The sequence below is a fragment of the Streptomyces monashensis genome, assembly GCF_001866665.1.
Taxonomy (GTDB): domain Bacteria; phylum Actinomycetota; class Actinomycetes; order Streptomycetales; family Streptomycetaceae; genus Streptomyces; species Streptomyces monashensis.
Genome location: NZ_MLYO01000005.1, coordinates 1 through 17,779, shown reverse-complemented (window position 1 = coordinate 17,779; position 17,779 = coordinate 1). Strand labels below are relative to the sequence as shown.

At 74.5% G+C, this 17,779-nt stretch carries 2 protein-coding genes and 1 pseudogene; all 3 read left to right on the top strand.

Annotated features, from left to right (window positions below; genetic code table 11):
- Nucleotides 1-30: 30 nt before the first annotated feature.
- On the top strand, nucleotides 31-10,884 hold the full coding sequence (locus BIV23_RS00500) for a type I polyketide synthase (protein WP_071378673.1): 10,854 nt from the start codon (nucleotides 31-33) through the stop codon (nucleotides 10,882-10,884).
- A 121-nt stretch (nucleotides 10,885-11,005) separates the two neighbouring features.
- Nucleotides 11,006-11,866, top strand: coding sequence for a 1,4-dihydroxy-6-naphtoate synthase (locus BIV23_RS00495; RefSeq protein WP_071378672.1), 861 nt, complete (start codon nucleotides 11,006-11,008; stop codon nucleotides 11,864-11,866).
- A gap of 297 nt (nucleotides 11,867-12,163) precedes the next feature.
- Nucleotides 12,164-17,779, top strand: a pseudogene (locus tag BIV23_RS00490) (type I polyketide synthase); the annotation flags it as partial.

Genomic DNA, 17,779 nt, shown 5'->3' with positions numbered 1-17,779 from the left:
CCACGGGACCTGAGAACGGGTGAGAACAACATGACCGATGAGGACAAGCTCCTCGGCTACCTGAAGAAGGTCACGGCCGACCTCCACCAGACGCGGCAGCGCCTGGCCGCGGCCGAGGCACAGCAGTACGAACCCCTGGCGATCGTCGCGATGGGCTGCCGCTTCCCCGGCGGTGTCAACGACCCCGACGACCTGTGGCGGCTGCTGGACGACGGCACCGACGCCATGACCGACTGGCCGCGCGACCGCGGCTGGGACATCGACGCGCTGTACGACCCGACCCCGGGCACGCCCGGCCGCAGCTACACCCGCACCGGCGGATTCGTCGACCGCGTCGGCGACTTCGACGCCGGGTTCTTCGGCATCTCGCCGCGCGAAGCCGTCGGCACCGATCCGCAGCAGCGCGTTCTGCTGGAGATCTGCTGGGAGGCCCTGGAGCGCGCGGGGCTCGACCCGCTCGCCCTGCGCGGCAGCCGCACCGGCGTGTTCTGCGGCACCAACCTGCAGGACTACACCACCCTGCTCAGCCTGTCCGACAACGCGGGCGACGACGGGGTGGGCAACGCCTCCAGCGTGCTGTCCGGCCGGATCTCCTACACCCTCGGCCTCGAGGGCCCCGCCGTCTCCGTCGACACCGCCTGCTCCTCCTCCCTGGTCACCCTCCACCTGGCGGCGCAGGCCCTGCGCGCGGGGGAGTGCGACCTCGCGCTCGCCGGCGGCGTCACGATCATGTCGACGCCCACGATCTTCCTGGAGTTCAGCCGCCAGCGCGGCCTGTCGCCGGACGGCCGCTGCCGCGCGTTCGCCGACGCCGCCGACGGCACCGCCTGGGGCGAGGGCGCCGGAATCCTCGTCGTCGAACGGCTCTCCGACGCGAGCCGCAAAGGCCACCCCGTCCTCGCCGTCCTGCGCGGCTCGGCCGTCAACCAGGACGGCGCGTCCAACGGCCTCACCGCCCCCAACGGGCCCTCCCAGGAACGCGTCATCTGGCAGGCGCTGAACAGCGCGCGGCTCGCCCCCGCCGACGTCGACGCCGTCGAGGCGCACGGCACCGGCACCACCCTCGGCGACCCCATCGAGGCCCAGGCCCTGCTCGCCACCTACGGGCAGGACCGGCCCGCGGACCGGCCGCTGCTGCTCGGCTCGGTGAAGTCGAACATCGGCCACACCCAGGCCGCCGCCGGCGTCGCCGGCATCATCAAGACGGTCCTCGCGCTGCGCGCCGGCCGGCTGCCCGCCACGCTCCACGTCGACCGGCCCAGCCGGCACGTCGACTGGTCCGCCGGAAACATCGAACTGCTCACCGAGGCCCGCACCTGGCCGGCCGTCGGCGACCGGCCGCGCCGCGCGGGCGTCTCCTCCTTCGGCGTCAGCGGCACCAACGCCCACGTCATCCTCGAACAGGCCCCGCCCGCCGAGCCGGACGGCACCCCCGCGCCGGGGCGCGAGGCATCGCGCCCGCGTGCCTTCGCCGTCTCCGGCCGCACCGCGGCCGCCCTGCGCGACCAGGCCCGCCGGCTCGCCGCCCACCTGCGCTCCGCCCCGGACGGCGGGCCGCACCCCGCCGACCTCGCCTGGTCCCTCGCTGGCACCCGGTCCGCCCTCGAACACCGCGCCGTCGTCGTCGCCGCCGACCACGACGTACTCCTGCGCGGCCTGACCGCCCTGGCCGACGCCACCCCCGACCCCGCCGTGGTGCGCGGCGTCGCCGACACCGAGGGCGACCCCGTCTTCCTCTTCCCCGGCCAGGGCCCCCAGTGGGAGGGTATGGCCACCGAACTCCTGGACACGGACACCAGGTTCCGCGCCTGCTTCGACGAAGCCGCCGCCGCCGTCGAGGAGTTCACCGACTACCGCGTCCTCGACGTCCTGCGCGGCGCCCCCGGCGCCCCGCCCCTGGAACGGCTCGACGTCGTCCAGCCCACCCTCTTCGTCGTCTGCGTCGCCCTCGCCCGGCTGTGGATGGCGTGCGGGGTCCGCCCCGCCGCGGTCGCCGGACAGAGCCAGGGCGAGATCGCCGCCGCCCACATCGCCGGCGTCCTCACCCTCCAGGACGCGGCCCGCGTCGTCGTCACCCGCTCCCGCGAGCTGACCGCCATCACCGGCCGCGGCGGCATGGTCGCCGTACCCCTGCCACTCGCCGAGGTCGAGCGGCTCATCGCCCCCTACGACGGCCGGATCTCCGTCGGTTCCGTCACCGGCCCGCGCTCCGTCACCGTCTCCGGCGACGCCGGGCCGCTCGCCGCACTGCTGGCCCGCCTGACCGACGACGGCATCCGCGCACGCCGCGTCCCCGTGGACTACGCCTCCCACTGCGCCCAGGTCGAGGAGGTCCGCGACGCCCTGCTCGCCGGATTCGCCCCGGTGCGTCCGCGCCCCGCCGAGATCCCCTTCCACTCCACCGTCACCGGGGCACGCATCGAGGACACCACCACGCTCGACGCCGCCTACTGGTACGACAACATCCGCCGCACCGTCCGGTTCGAGAGCACGGTGCGCGCCCTCGCCGACGCCGGACAGCGCGTCTTCGTCGAGATGGCCCCGCACCCCGTGGTCACCACGGCCGTCGGCGACATCCTCGACGACCTCGGCATCACCGACGGCGCCGTGCTCGGCACCCTGCGCCGCTCCGAGGGCGGCACCGAACGCTTCCTGCAGTCCGTGGCCGGCCTCGCCGTCCGCGGCGGCCGCGTGGACTGGAACGCCGTCCACGACGAGCCCGCACACCGCGTCGACCTGCCCGTCTACGCCTTCCAACGCCGCCGCTACTGGCCCGCGTTCACCACCGCCGCGACCGCGCGGACCACCGACGGCGCGGACGGCCCGTTCTGGCAGGCCGTCGAGTCCGGCGACCACGCCACGCTCGCCGCAGCGCTCGGCCTCGACACACAGACCGCGGCCACACTGGCCCCCGCCCTCGCCGGCTACCGGCGGCGCGGCACCGACCGCGCCACCGCCGACCGCTGGCGCTACCGCGTCACCTGGCACCCGTTGCAGGACACGACGGCCCCCGCCCTCACCGGCCGCTGGACCCTCGTCGTACCCCGCGGCCACGCGAACGGACCCGAGGCCACCGCGGTCCGGGCCGCCCTGACCCGCGCGGGCGCCGACTGCGTGCCCGTGACCGTCGACGGCCACCTCGACCGCACCGGCCTCGCCGCCGCGCTGGCCGACGCGACCGACGGGGCCCGCGGCGTGCTGTCCCTGCTCGCCCTGGACGACCGACCGCACCCACGGCACCCCCAGCTGCACAGCGGGTTCGCCACCACCGTCGCCCTCGTACAGGCACTGGACGACCTGGGCAACCGGCTGCCCGTGTGGTTCCTCACCCGCGGCGCCGTCGCCACCCGCTCCGACGCCGCCCCGACCGCACCGGCCCAGGCACTCGTCTGGGGCTTCGGCCGGGTCGTCGCCCTGGAACAGGCCGACTGCTGGGGCGGCCTGATCGACCTGCCCGACCAGCTCGACGCCCGCACCGCCGACCGCGTCGTCGCCGTCCTCGCCCGAACCGACCACGAGGACCAGGTCGCCGTACGCGCCACCGGCGTCCTCGGCCGCCGGCTGGAGCGTGCCGCCATCGGCGGACTGCCCGGCCGCCGCCGGTGGCGGCCGCACGGCACCGTCCTCGTCACCGGCGGCACCGGCGCCCTCGGCCGCCACGTGGCCCGCTGGCTCGCCCGCGCGGGAGCCCCCCACCTCCTCCTCGTCAGCCGCTCCGGCCCCGACGCGGAAGGCGCCGCCGAACTGCTCGCCGAACTGAACGACGCCGGCACCCACGCCGAACTCGTCGCCCGCGACATCGCCGACCCCGCGGACCTCGCCGGACTCCTGGCCACCATCCCCGAGGAACGCCCCCTCACCGCCGTCTTCCACACCGCCGCGGTCCTCGACGACGGAGTCATCGGCTCGCTCACGCCCGAACGCCTCGCCGAGGTCCTGCGGGTCAAGGTGGGCGGCGCCCTCAACCTCGACGCCGCCACCCGCGACCTGGACCTCTCCGCGTTCGTGCTGTTCTCCTCCTCCTCGGGCGTCTTCGGCAGCCCCGGACACGGCAACTACGCCCCCGGCAACGCCTACCTCGACGCCCTCGCCGAGGACCGCCGCTCCCGCGGCCTGCCCGCCACGGCGATCGCCTGGAGCGGCTGGGCCGACGGAGGCATGGCCGCCGGCACCGTCGGCGAACGCCTGCAGCGCCACGGCGTCCGCCTCATGGACCCCGCCGTCGCCGTCACCGCCCTCCAGGACGCCCTCGACCAGGACGACACCGCACTCGTCGTCACCGACATCGACTGGGAGGTCTTCGGCGCCGAACTCGACAAGGGCCGGCCACGCCGCCTCTACGCCGAACTCCCGGACCTGGCACGGCTGCGCGCCCGCCGCCCGGCCGCCCCGAGCGCCTCCGGCGGCGACGAGAACGGCCTGATGGCCACGATCGCCGCCCTCGGAGACGCCGAACGGCGCCACGCGCTGCTCGAACTCGTCCGCGGACACATCGCCTACGTCCTCAACCACCCCAGCCCCGACGACGTCGAACCCACCCGGGCCTTCAGGGAACTCGGCTTCGACTCCCTCACCGCCGTCGAACTGCGCAACACCCTCGGCGAGGCGACCGGCATGCGACTGCCCGCCACCCTCGTCTACGACTACCCCACGCCCGCGGCCCTGGCCGAGCACCTCGGCGAGCAGCTGGCCCCGGCGGGCCCCGCCGCCTCCGCCGGTGCCGTCGCCGTCAGTCGCCGGGACACCGCCGAGGACCCGGTCGTGATCGTCGGCATGGCCTGCCGCTTCCCCGGCGGGGCGGACACCCCGGAGCGGTTCTGGCGGCTCCTGGCCGACGGCACCGACGCGATGGGCCCCTTCCCGGCGGACCGGGACTGGGACCTGGCCGGACTCTACGATCCCGAACCCGGCACGGCGGGCCGTACCTCCACGCTCACCGGTGGCTTCCTCGACGGCTTCGCCGACTTCGACCCCGGCGTCTTCGCCATCTCGCCCCGCGAGGCACTGGCCATGGACCCGCAGCAGCGGCTCCTGCTGGAGATGGCCTGGGAGACGTTCGAGCGGGCGGGGATCGCCCCGCGCTCGCTGCGCGGCAGCCGCACCGGCGTGTTCGCCGGCACCAACTACCAGGACTACACCTCCCGTCCGCTCGCACCGGGCGACGAGGTCGGCGCCCACCTGGGCACGGGCAACTCCGCCGCCGTCCTGTCGGGCCGCGTGTCGTACACCTTCGGCCTGGAGGGCCCGGCGGTCACCGTCGACACCGCCTGCTCGTCCTCCCTCGTCGCCCTCCACCTCGCGGCACAGGCGCTGCGCACCGGGGAGTGCGACCTGGCCCTGGCCGGCGGCGTCACCGTGATGTCCACGCCCGGTCTGTTCGTGGACTTCAGTCGGCAGCAGGGGTTGGCGGCTGATGGCCGGTGCAAGGCGTTCGCGGATGCGGCGGATGGTACAGGGTTCTCGGAGGGTGGTGGTCTGCTGCTGGTGGAGCGGTTGTCGGACGCGCGTCGTCTGGGGCATCCGGTGCTGGCGGTGGTGGCTGGTTCCGCGGTGAACCAGGACGGTGCGTCGAACGGGTTGAGTGCGCCGAACGGTCCGGCGCAGCAGCGGGTGATCCGGGCCGCGTTGGCGGACGCCGGTGTGGCCGCTTCCGGTGTGGATGTGGTGGAGGCGCATGGTACGGGCACCAGGTTGGGTGATCCGATCGAGGCGCAGGCGCTGCTGGCCACGTACGGGCGGGAGCGTGAGGGGGATCGGCCGTTGTGGTTGGGGTCGGTGAAGTCGAACGTGGGTCACACGCAGGCGGGTGCGGGTGTGGCGGGTGTGATGAAGATGGTGCTGGCGATGCGTCATGGTGTGTTGCCGGCGACGTTGCATGTGGATGAGCCGTCGTCGCATGTGGACTGGTCGGCGGGTGCGGTGGAGTTGCTGACGCAGGCGCGTGCGTGGCCAAGGACGGGGGAGCGGCCGCGGCGTGCGGGTGTGTCCTCGTTCGGTATCAGCGGGACCAACGCGCATGTGATCCTGCAGTCCGTCACCGACGAACCCGCCGTCGACGACACCCCTGTCGTCCCGGACGCGGACGAGGACACGTCGTACGTCCCCTGGGTCGTCACCGCGCGCAGCCGGGACGCCCTGCGCGCCCAGGCCGCCCGCCTGCTCGACCACGTCACCGAGCACCCCGAAGTCGCCCTCGCGGACACCGCGTTGGCACTGGCGACCACGCGTACAGCGTTCCCCCATCGTGCCGTCCTCGTCGGCGCCGACCGCGACGGGCTCACCGCCCGACTGGCGGCGCTGGCCCAGGGCGTGCCCCTGCCCGGCACGGTCACCGGCACCGTCCGCGGCACCGGCCGCACGGCGTTCCTGTTCACCGGACAGGGCGCCCAGCGCCTGGGCATGGGCCGCGAACTGCGCGCCGCGTACCCGGTGTTCGCGCACGCCTTCGACGCCGTGTGCGAGCGCGTTCCCGGACTGCGCGACGCGGTCCTGGGCGACGACGCCGAGCTGCTGAACCGCACCGAGCACGCGCAGCCCGCGCTGTTCGCCTTCGAAGTCGCCCTGTACCGACTGCTGGAGTCGTGGGGCGTACGACCGGACGCCGTCGCCGGCCACTCCGTCGGCGAGATCGCCGCCGCCCACGTCGCCGGCGTGTTCTCCCTCGACGACGCCTGCGCCCTGATCGCCGCCCGCGGCCGGCTCATGCAGGCGCTCCCGTCCGGCGGTGCGATGGCGTCGATCCGGGCCGGCGAGGAGGAGGTGCTGCCGCTCCTCGCCGGACACGAGCACGAAGTCGGCATCGCCGCCCTCAACGGGCCCGCCGCGACCGTCGTCTCCGGCACGCAGGAGGCCGTCGACCGCATCTGCGAGCACTTCTCGGCGGCCGGCCGGCGCACCACCCGGCTGCGGGTCAGCCACGCCTTCCACTCCCCGCTGATGGACCTGGTGCTCGACGACTTCCGGGCCGTCGCCGCCGGTATCTCCTACGCCGAGCCGAACCTGCCCGTCGTCTCCGCCCTGACCGGCCGGACGGCGGACACCGGCCGGCTCACCGACCCCGAGCACTGGGTACGGCACGTGCGCGAACCGGTCCGCTTCCACGACTGCGTGATCCGGCTGTACGGCCTCGGCGCCCGCCGCTTCCTGGAGGTCGGCCCGGACGGCCCGCTCACCACGCTCGCCGAGTCGGCCCTGGCCGAGACGGAGTCCGCCGCGGCGGACGAGCCGGTGCTCGTGGCAGCCGTCCTTCGCGACAAGCCCGAGACCGAGTGCCTGCTCCGGGCCGTCGGCACACTGTTCGCACACGGCACCGACCTCGACTGGGCGGCGCTCCTGCCCGGCGCCCGCACCACGCACCTGCCCACCTACGCCTTCCAGCGGCAGCGGTTCTGGCTGCCGACCGCGGCACCGGCCGGCGACATCGGCGCCGCCGGACTGCGCGCGGCGGAGCACCCGTTCCTCGCGGCCGAGGTCGCCCGCGCGGGCTCGGACGACCTCCTGTTCACCGGACGGCTGTCCCTGCACGGCCACCCCTGGCTCGCCGACCACACCGTCCTCGACCAGGTCATCCTGCCCGCCACGGGCTATCTCGACCTCGCCGTGCACGTGGGCGACCGCACCGGCTGCGGCCACCTGAGCGAACTCACCCTGCTCCGCCCGCTCGTCGTGCCCGCCGAGGGCGCAGTGGACCTCCACGTCACCGTCGACGCCGCCGACGACCAGGGACGGCGTACCTTCGCCGTGTGGTCGCGGCCCGAGGCGAGCGACGGGGACTGGCAGCACCACGCCCAGGGCACCCTCGCCCCGCAGCCCTCGTCCGCACCGGCCGACGACCTCACCGCGTGGCCCCCGCCGAACGCCTCCGTCGTCTCCGACGGGAACCCCTACGCGGCCTTCGCCGCCGCCGGCTTCACGTACGGGCCGAGCTTCCAGGGCCTCGGCACCGTCTGGGAGCGCGGCGACGAGACGTACGCCGAGGTCGCGCTGCCGGAGCCGTACCGGCAGGACGCCGCACGGCACGTGCTGCACCCGGCGCTGCTCGACGCGGCCGTCCAGACACTCCTGGTGGCCCGGCCCGGCAGGCGGGACGACGACGAGACCGCGGCGCCCATGCTGCCGTTCGCCTGGACCGGACTGACCGTGCACGCCACCGGCGCGACCGCGCTCCGCGTGCGGCTGACCCCGGCCGGCCATGACCACGGCTACCGGGTCCTGGTCACCGACACGAGCGGACGGGCCGTCGCCACCGCCGACGCGATCACCCTGCGCGCGGTGTCCGCCGCCCCGGCCGCCGAGCCGGACCGGCCCGAACTGTTGCGCCTGGACTGGCAGGAGAGCCGTACGGCCCCCGAGCCGCCCGCCGCGCGCACGGTCCGCTGGATCGTCCTCGGCGAGGGCGACGACCGGGTGGCCGCCGCCCTCGACGCGGCCGGCGTACACCTGGAGACCTACGCCGACCTCGAAGCCCTCGGCAAGGCCGTCGACACCGGTATGACCATGCCCGAGGTGGTCATCGTGGCCGCCGGGCCGCGCCACCCCGACGGCCACAACATGCCCGAGGCGGTCCGCGGCCACCTGTCCCGCGCCCACGAGCTGATGTGCGGCTGGCTCGCCGACGAGCGGTACGCCGACGCCCGGCTGGTGTTCGTCACCCGCTCCGCGGTGACCGCCCGCCCGGACACCGGCACCCCGGACGTGGTCCTGCCGGACGTGACCGGAGCCGCCCTGTGGGGCCTGGTACGGGCCGCACAGGCCGAACACCCCGGCCGCTTCCAGCTGGTGGACCTGTCCGGCGACGCCGAGGGCGACGACGCGGCGGCGTCGGCCGCCGCGATCGCCTCCGGGCGCCCGCACAGCGCGGTCCGCGCCGCACGGGTCCTGCACCCCGACGCCGCACCCGCCGCCACCGGCGCCACGCCGGACCTCGCCGCCGGAACGGTGCTCGTCACCGGCGCCACCGGCACCCTCGGCCGGGCGGTCGCCCGCCACCTCGTCACCCGGCACGGCGTGCGCTCCCTGCTGCTCGCCGGGCGGCGCGGCCCCGCCGCCGACGGCGCGGACGCCCTCGCCGCCGAACTGACCGAACTCGGCGCCCGCGTGCGACTGGAGGCCTGTGACGTCGCCGAACGCGCCGACGTGGAGCGGCTGCTCCGCCTCCTGCCCGCCGACGCGCCGCTGACCGGCGTGATCCACGCGGCCGGTGTCATCGACGACGCCGTTCTCACCGCGCTCGACGGCACCCGCTTCGACACGGTGCTGCGCCCGAAGGCGGACGGAGCCTGGCACCTGCACCACGCCACGACGGCCCACCACCCGGCCGCGTTCGTGCTGTTCTCCTCGGCGGCGGGCACCTTCGGCGCTCCCGGCCAGGCCAACTACGCGGCGGCGAACGCCTTCCTCGACGGCCTGGCCGCCCTCAGGCGCTCACTCGGCCTGCCCGCGGCCTCCGTCGCCTGGGGGCTGTGGGGCGACTCCAGCGGCATGACCGCACGCCTGTCCCAGGCGGACCGCGGCCGACTGGCCCGCGGCGGCCTGCGCCCCCTGGCCACCGAGGACGCCCTGGCCCTCCTCGACGACGCCCTCACCACCACCGATCCCGCGGTGATCGCCGTCGCCACCGGCTCGGGCCGCGCCGGGGTCCGGTCGATGCTGCGGCCGGCCGCGGCGACGGCGCGGCGCCGGACCGTGGCCGGCCCGTCCCCGGCGGCCGCCCCGTCGCTCCTGGCCGGACGCACCCCCGAGGAGGGCCGCGCCCTGCTGCTCGGCCTGGTGCGCGACCTCGCCGCCACCGTGCTCGGACACACGAGCGCGGACGAGGTGGAGCCCGACCGGCTCTTCACCGAGCAGGGCTTCGACTCCCTCACCGTGGTCGAACTCCGCAACCACCTCGCCACCGCCACCGGCCTGAAACTGGCGCCGACCCTGCTGTTCGACCACGCCTCACCCGAAGCCCTCGCCGCCCATCTGCACGGCAGGCTCGGCGAGCACGCCACCCACGACCCCGGCCGGCCGGGCCCGGCCGCGGGCACGCCCGACATCCGTGCCGAGGACACCCTCGGCGGACTGTTCAAGCAGGCCTGCCTCGACGACCGCGTCGACGACGGCTTCACCCTGCTCCAGGCGGCGGCACAGCTGCGCCCCACCTTCACCGCACCGGACGAACTGCCCGCCCTGCCCGGGGCGATCCGGCTCTCCACCGGTGACACCGGCGCACCACTGGTCTGCTTCAGCTCCTACGTCGCCCTCGCCGGAGTCCACCAGTACGCCCGGTTCGCCTCCGCCTTCCGCGGCCGGCGCGACGTCTGGGCGCTCCCCACCCAGGGCTTCGGCACCGGAGAGCGGCTGCCGGCCACCCACGACGCCATCGCCGACCTGCACGCCGACGCCGTGCACCGCACCGTGGGCGACACCCCGCCGGTCCTGCTCGGTTCGTCCTCCGGCGGTGTCCTCGCCCTCTCCGCCGCCCGGCGGATGCAGGAGCGCGGCGCCGCACCGGCCGCCGTCGTCCTGCTCGACACCTACATGCCGCGCGCCGACTCCCCCTTCCTGCGCTTCTCCCAGCAGATGCTGGCCGGCATGTTCGAACGGGAGTCCCTGTTCGCGCACATGGACTCCGACCGGCTCACCGCGATGAGCTGGTACGTCGCGATGATCGGGGAGTGGGAGCCGGGCCCCCTGGAGTGCCCCGTGCTGCTGGTGCGCTCCAGCGAACCCCCCGTACCCGCGCAACCCGGTGAGGAGATGCGGCCCGAGGAGTGGCAGACCTCCTGGCGCCGGGCCCACACCGTCCTCGACGTCCCCGGCAACCACTTCACGATGATGGAGGACCACGCCCGCTCCACCGCCGAGGCCACCGACGCCTGGCTGACCGGCCGAGACGCCTGACCGGCACCCCGTCCCGCACCCAGGGCCCTGCCCCTCCCGACGGTGGGCAGGGCCCTCGTGCCGGCGACGGCTCCGCCGAGGGCGCCGCCACCCCACCACGGACACGAAGGAAGGATCCGCCATGACGGCACCGCTGACCCTCGCGCACTCGCCCTGCCCCAACGACACGTTCGTCTTCCACGCCTGGACCGAGGGACTGCTCCCCGACGCCCCCGACGTACAGCTCACCCTGGCCGACATCGACGTCACCAACGGCCTCGCCCAGAACGGCGAGTCGGACGTCCTGAAGGTCTCCTACGGCGTCCTGCCGCACATCCTGGACGACTACGCGCTGCTGCCCTGCGGCGGCGCGCTCGGCCGCGGCTGCGGCCCCCTCGTCCTGGTCGCCGAGCCCACCGAACCGGCCGCCCTCGCCGGCGCCCGTGTCGCGGTCCCCAGCACCACGTCCACGGCCTACCTGCTGTTCCGGCTGTGGGCGGCCGACGCCATACCGGGCGGCGTCGGCGAGGTCGTCGTCCTGCCCTTCCACGAGATCATGCCCGCGGTCCGGGACGGCGCCGTCGACGCCGGACTCGTCATCCACGAAGCCCGGTTCACCTACGGGCGCTACGGTCTGCACTGCGCGGCCGACATGGGCGAGGAGTGGGAGAAGCAGACCGCACTGCCCATCCCGCTCGGCGCCATCGTCGCCCGCCGCTCCCTGGGCGACCCCCTGTTGCGCAGCCTCACCCACGCCGTACGCGCCTCCGTACGCGCCGCCTGGAGCGACCCCGACGCCTCCCGCGCCTACGTCCTCCAGCACGCCCAGGAGATGGAGCCGGACGTCGTCGACCAGCACATCGGCTTGTACGTCAACGAGTTCACCGCCGAACTCGGCACCGAGGGCCTGAACGCCGTACGCACGCTCCTCGACCGCTCGGCCGAACTCGGCCTGCTGCCCCGCGCCGCCGGCGGCGCACTGGACACGATCCTGCACCTGTGAGCGACGGCGCCCGCCGCGGACCCCGGTGACAGCAGGACCCCCGGCCGCCCCGGCAACGCTAGAAGTTCTCTTAGAGCCCCCCGCCCACAGCCCGAAAGAGGCGGCGCGCTTCCCATAATCGGCCCAGGGGACCGGCCCGGCACCGGGAGCGCCGCGGCCGGTCCCCGCGAGGCCGCCGGGCGACCCGCCCAACCCTCACCCGGCCCCGGCACCCCATGGTGCCGGGGCCAACCCGATGCCCCACGCCCCACGGCGAGCCAGCGCGCCCGCCGCCGAAGGGAGACCGATTCCGTGAGCGAGGACAGGCTGCGCGAATTCCTGACCCGTGTCTCCACCGACCTCCAGCGCACCCGCGCCCGGCTGCGCCAGGTCGAGGGCAGGGCCACGGAACCGATCGCCGTCGTGTCCATGAGCTGCCGCTACCCCGGCGGGGTCACCACCCCCGAGGACCTGTGGCACCTCGTCGACACGGGCACCGACGGCATCTCCGCCTTCCCGGACGACCGAGGCTGGGACCTCGACGCCCTCTACGACCCCGACCCCGCCCACGCCGGCACCTGCTACACCCGGGAAGGCGGCTTCCTCCACGACGCCGCCGACTTCGACCCCGCCTTCTTCGGCATGTCACCGCGCGAGGCCCTCGCCACCGACCCGCAGCAGCGCCTCCTCCTCGAAACCGTCTGGGAGTCCCTGGAGCGCGCCGGCCTGCGCCCGGCCGACCTGCGCGGCAGCGCCACCGGCGTGTTCGCCGGAGTCATGTACAACGACTACGCCACCCGGTTCCCCGAGCCTCCCCCCGGCGTCGAGGGCCACCTCGGCAACGGCAGCGCCGCGAGCATCGCCTCGGGCCGCGTCTCCTACACCTTCGGCTTCGAGGGCCCGGCCGTCACGGTGGACACCGCCTGTTCGTCCTCCCTCGTCGCCCTGCACCTCGCGGTGCAGTCCCTGCGACAGGGCGAGTGCGACCTCGCCCTCGCGGGCGGCGTCGCCTTCATGTCGACCCCGGTCACCTTCCTGGAGTTCAGCCGACAGCGCGGACTCGCGCCCGACGGCCGCTGCAAGTCCTTCGCCGACACCACCGACGGCACCGGCTGGGGCGAGGGCGCGGGCGTCCTGCTCCTCGAACGCCTCTCCGACGCACGCCGCAACGGCCACCCGGTTCTCGCGGTCGTCCGCGGCTCCGCCGTCAACCAGGACGGCGCGAGCAGCGGCCTCACCGCCCCCAACGGCCCCTCCCAGCAGCGCGTCATCCGCCAGGCACTGGCCTCCGCCGGACTCACCCCGGCCGACGTCGACGCCGTCGAGGCGCACGGCACCGGCACCACCCTCGGCGACCCCATCGAGGCCCAGGCACTCCTGGCGACCTACGGCCAGGACCGCGCCGCGGACCGCCCCCTCTGGCTCGGCTCCCTCAAGTCCAACATCGGCCACACCCAGGCCGCCGCGGGCGTCGGCGGAATCATCAAGATGGTCATGGCCCTGCGCCACGCCCGGCTGCCCCGCACCCTGCACGTCGACGCCCCCACGACCAGGGTCGACTGGACCGAGGGCAACGTACGCCTCCTCACCGAGCCGGTCGCCTGGCCGCCCACCGACCGGCCCCGCCGCGCCGGCGTCTCCGCGTTCGGCGTCTCCGGCACCAACGCCCACGTCATCCTGGAAGAGACCCCGCCGACCGAGGCCGAGTCCGCCGACGCGACGGAACCGGAGGACACCGCCCCGGCCGCCGAACCCACACCGCCGCCGGTCATCCCCTGGACCCTCTCCGCCCGCACCGCCGACGCCCTGAGGGCCCAGGCCACCATCCTGCTCGACCACCTCGCGACACACCCGGACACCGACGACCACGCCGTCGCCCGCACCCTGACCCTCGGCCGCTCCCTGTTCGAACACCGCGCCGTCGTCCTCGGCACCGACCGCGACACCCTCACCGCCGGCCTCAACACCCTTGCCGACAACGGCACATCGCCCGACGTCATCACCGCGACCGCCCGACGCGGCGGCAGGACGGCGTTCCTGTTCTCGGGTCAGGGTGCGCAGCGGTTGGGGATGGGGCGTGAGTTGTACGAGGCCTTCCCGGTGTTCGCGGAGGCTTTCGACGCGGTGTGCGCTCATGTGGGTGCGGAGTTGCGTGATGTCGTCTTCGGTGGGGATGCGGGGCGGCTGGGTCGTACGGAGTGGGCGCAGCCTGCGTTGTTCGCGGTCGAGGTGGGGTTGTTCCGTCTGGTGGAGTCGTTCGGGGTGCGTCCTGATGTCCTGATCGGGCATTCGATCGGTGAGGTCGCTGCGGCGCATGTGGCGGGTGTGTTGTCGCTGGGGGATGCCTGCGCTCTGGTGGTGGCGCGTGGGCGGTTGATGCAGGAGTTGCCGGCCGGTGGTGTGATGGTGGCGGTGGAGGCCGCCGAGGAGGAAGTGGCCCCGCTGGTCGAAGGCCGTGCGGGTGAGGTGTCGATCGCCGCGGTCAACGGTCCCCGCGCGGTGGTGGTCGCGGGTGTGGAGTTGGCGGTCGTCGAGGTCGCGGGGGAGTTGAAGGCGCGGGGGCGGCGTACGTCGCGTCTGCGGGTGTCGCACGCGTTCCACTCACCGTTGATGGAGCCGATGCTGGACGCCTTCCGCCGCGTCGCGGAAGGTGTCAGCTACGCCGCACCGTCGATCCCCCTTGTCTCGAACGTCACCGGACAGCTCGCCGCGGACGGGGAGTTGGCGTCGGCGGAGTACTGGGTGCGGCATGTCCGTGAGGCGGTCCGTTTCGCCGACGGCGTGGCCGCGCTCGTCGCCGAGGGTGTGACGCGTTTCCTGGAGATCGGCCCTGACGGCACCCTCACCACCCTCGCACGCACCGCTCTCGGAGACGGAGCCGAAGACTCTCTGTTCGTTCCGACGCTCCGCAAGGACCGGGACGAGCCCCGGACGACGGTGGCGGCGCTGGCCGCGCTGCACGCGTCCGGCAAACACGTCGACTGGAACGTACTCCTGCCCGACACGTACGGGCAGGCGCAGCTGCCCACGTACCCCTTCCAGCGGCAGCGCTACTGGCTCGATCCCGTCGCGGACCGCGCCGGACGCCGAGGAGAGCACCCGCTGCTCTCGGACGGAATCGGCCTCGCGGACTCCACCACCGTGGTGGCCACCGGGCGTCTCGCCCCGCGCACCCAGCCCTGGCTCGGCGACCTCGCCACCGGCGGCGGCTCCCTCGTGGCCGCCTCCGTCCTCACCGACCTGGCCCTCCACGCCGGACGCACCCTCGGCGCCCATCACCTCGCCGAACTGCGCGTCGACGCGCCGCTGCCGCTCCCCACGACCGGGGAGATCGAGGTCCAGACGGTCACCGAGGCCGAACCGGGGGAGCGGCGCTGGACCTTCGCCCTGTACGCACGGCCGTACGACGCGGACGCCGGCCCGTCCGGCGACGCCCAGCCCTGGACCCGCCACGCCCACGGCACGCTGGTCGGCGGCACCGAGGATCCGGCCGGTACGGAACCTCACGCCGAGGCCGACGCCGCCGCCCTGGCCTGGCCTCCGCAGGGGGCCGTGCCGGTCGAGCCGGACGAGGTGTACGCCGACCTCGACCTCCCCGGCTCACAGGTGCTGCAAGCCGCCTGGCGTCTGGGAGACGAGGTCTTCGCCGAGGCCGCCCTGCCGGAGACGGCGCAGGCCGAGGCCGCCAGGTTCGCCGTGCACCCCGCCCTTCTTGACTGCGCCCTGCTCATGCTCACGGCAGCCGGCCGGCCCGTGCCGCGTCTCGTGAGCTGGTCCGGGCTCACCCTGCACGCGCGTTCCGCCGCGCGCGTGCGCGTGCACATCGTTCCGCGCTCGACGACGGAAAGCGAACTGCGCCTGCTCGACGTCACCGGCGCCCCCGTGCTGACCGCTTCGACGGTCACCGTGCTGCCCTTCGACATGGACCGGCTGCCCGGCTCCGTCCAGGGCCGCGGCAGCGACCTCTACACCGTCACCTGGACCGCTGCCGAGGCCGGCAGCGAGCGGGAGCCGGTCGGAACCCGGGTCCAGTGGAGCCCGGACGAACTCCACGCCGCCCTGTCCGCCACCTCGGAAACAACCTCGGACACCCCGCATGCCGACCTGGTCGTCGTACCCTGGCCCACGGGTCACACCGGCAGCGACGCCGGACTCGTACCCGACGCGCACGCCGCGGCCCAGCGAGCGCTCTCCCTCGTTCAGCAGTGGCTCACCGACGCGCGTGCCGACCAGTCACGTCTGCTGCTGCTCACGCGCGGTGCGGTCGCCGCGCGCCCTGGCGAGAGCGTCACCGACCTGCCCGCCGCAACCGTGCGCGGACTGCTGAAGTCGGCCGCGTCGGAGAATCCTGGACGGATCCTTCTCCTCGACAGCGACACGCCCCCCACCGAGGACCAGCTGAGCGCCGCGGCACGATGTGAGAGCGACGAACTCGCCCTGCGCGAAGGGCTGTTGCTCGCACCGAGGCTCGTCCTGGTCACGGACTCCGGACAAGGACCCACCGCACCCGACCTTCCCGACTCCCCCCTCTTCCCCGTCTTCTCCGAGGACCGGACCGTACTCGTCACCGGCGGCACCGGCACCGTGGGCTCCGCCACCGTCCGTCACCTGGTGACCCGGCACGGCGTACGCCACCTGCTGCTCGTCACCCGGCGCGGCGCGCAGACACCGGGCGCGGCCGAACTGGTCGACGAACTCGCCGCCCTCGGTGCCCGCGCCACCGTCGTGAGCTGCGACGTGGCCGACCGGGACGCTCTCGCCGACGTCCTCCGCGACATCTCACCCGAGCACCCGCTCGGCGCCGTGGTCCATGCCGCCGGCACGCTGGACGACGGCGTCGTGACCTCCCTCACCCCCGAGCGACTCGCCTCGGTGCTGCGACCCAAGATCGACGCTGCGGTCCACCTCCACGAACTCACCCGGCACCTCGATCTGTCGGCCTTCGTGCTGTACTCCTCGGCCGCCGCCACCTTCGCGGGCCCCGGACAGGGCAACTACGTCGCCGCGAACGCCTTCCTCGACGCCTTCGCCACCCGACTGCGCGCGGACGGGCGCCCGGCGGTGTCCATAGCCTGGGGCCTGTGGGCGGCCGACAGCACCATGACCAGCGGCCTTGCGGACGCTACGCAGGGCCGGGCCACCCGCAACGGCATCGGCGCGCTGCCCACCGACGTCGCCCTCGCACTCTTCGACCGTGCCCTGACGCACACCGACGGCCCCCCGCTCCCGCTCCGCCTGGACCGCGCCGCACTGCGCCGGGCCGCCGACCGGCTGCCCCCGCTGCTGCGCTCCCTCACGGGCCGCCGCACTCTGCGCGAGGCCGCGGCACGTCCCGCCGCCTCCCCGCGCGGTCTCCTCGCTCTGCCCGAGTCCGGCCGTCGGGAGGCGGTGAACACCCTCGTACGGACCACCCTGGCCGGTGTGCTCGGGCACGCCTCCGACACCCGGATCCGCCCCGACACGCCGTTCACCCAGCTGGGCATCGATTCCCTGACCGCGCTGGAACTGCGAAACTCCCTCAGCCAGGCGACAGGCGTACGCCTGCCCGCGACCCTGGTCTTCGACCACCCCACGCTCGAAGCGGTCACCGAACTCCTCCTCACCGAACTCGTACCGACCACAGGTGCGTTCACACAGTCGAACGTCATCGCAGGCAGCCTCTCCGAGTCCGCTGCGCTCGCCGACGATCCCCTCGCGATCATCGGCATGGGCTGCCGCTTCCCGGGCGGCGTCGAGACCCCCGAACAGTTCTGGGAACTCCTCCTCCAGGGCGAGGACGCCATCGGCGCCTTCCCCACGGACCGCGGCTGGGACAACCTCACCGCATTCGACGACCTGAACGGCACCGGCACCGGCACGGACACACCGACGTACACCCGGCAGGGTGGGTTCCTGTCGGGTGTGGGCGGGTTCGATGCGGAGTTCTTCGGGGTG

Excerpts from the sequence above, each read along its gene's own strand:
- BIV23_RS00495 (WP_071378672.1), top strand. The coding sequence starts at position 11,006 with ATGACGGCACCGCTGACCCTCGCGCACTCGCCCTGCCCCAACGACACG.
- BIV23_RS00500 (WP_071378673.1), top strand. The coding sequence starts at position 31 with ATGACCGATGAGGACAAGCTCCTCGGCTACCTGAAGAAGGTCACGGCC.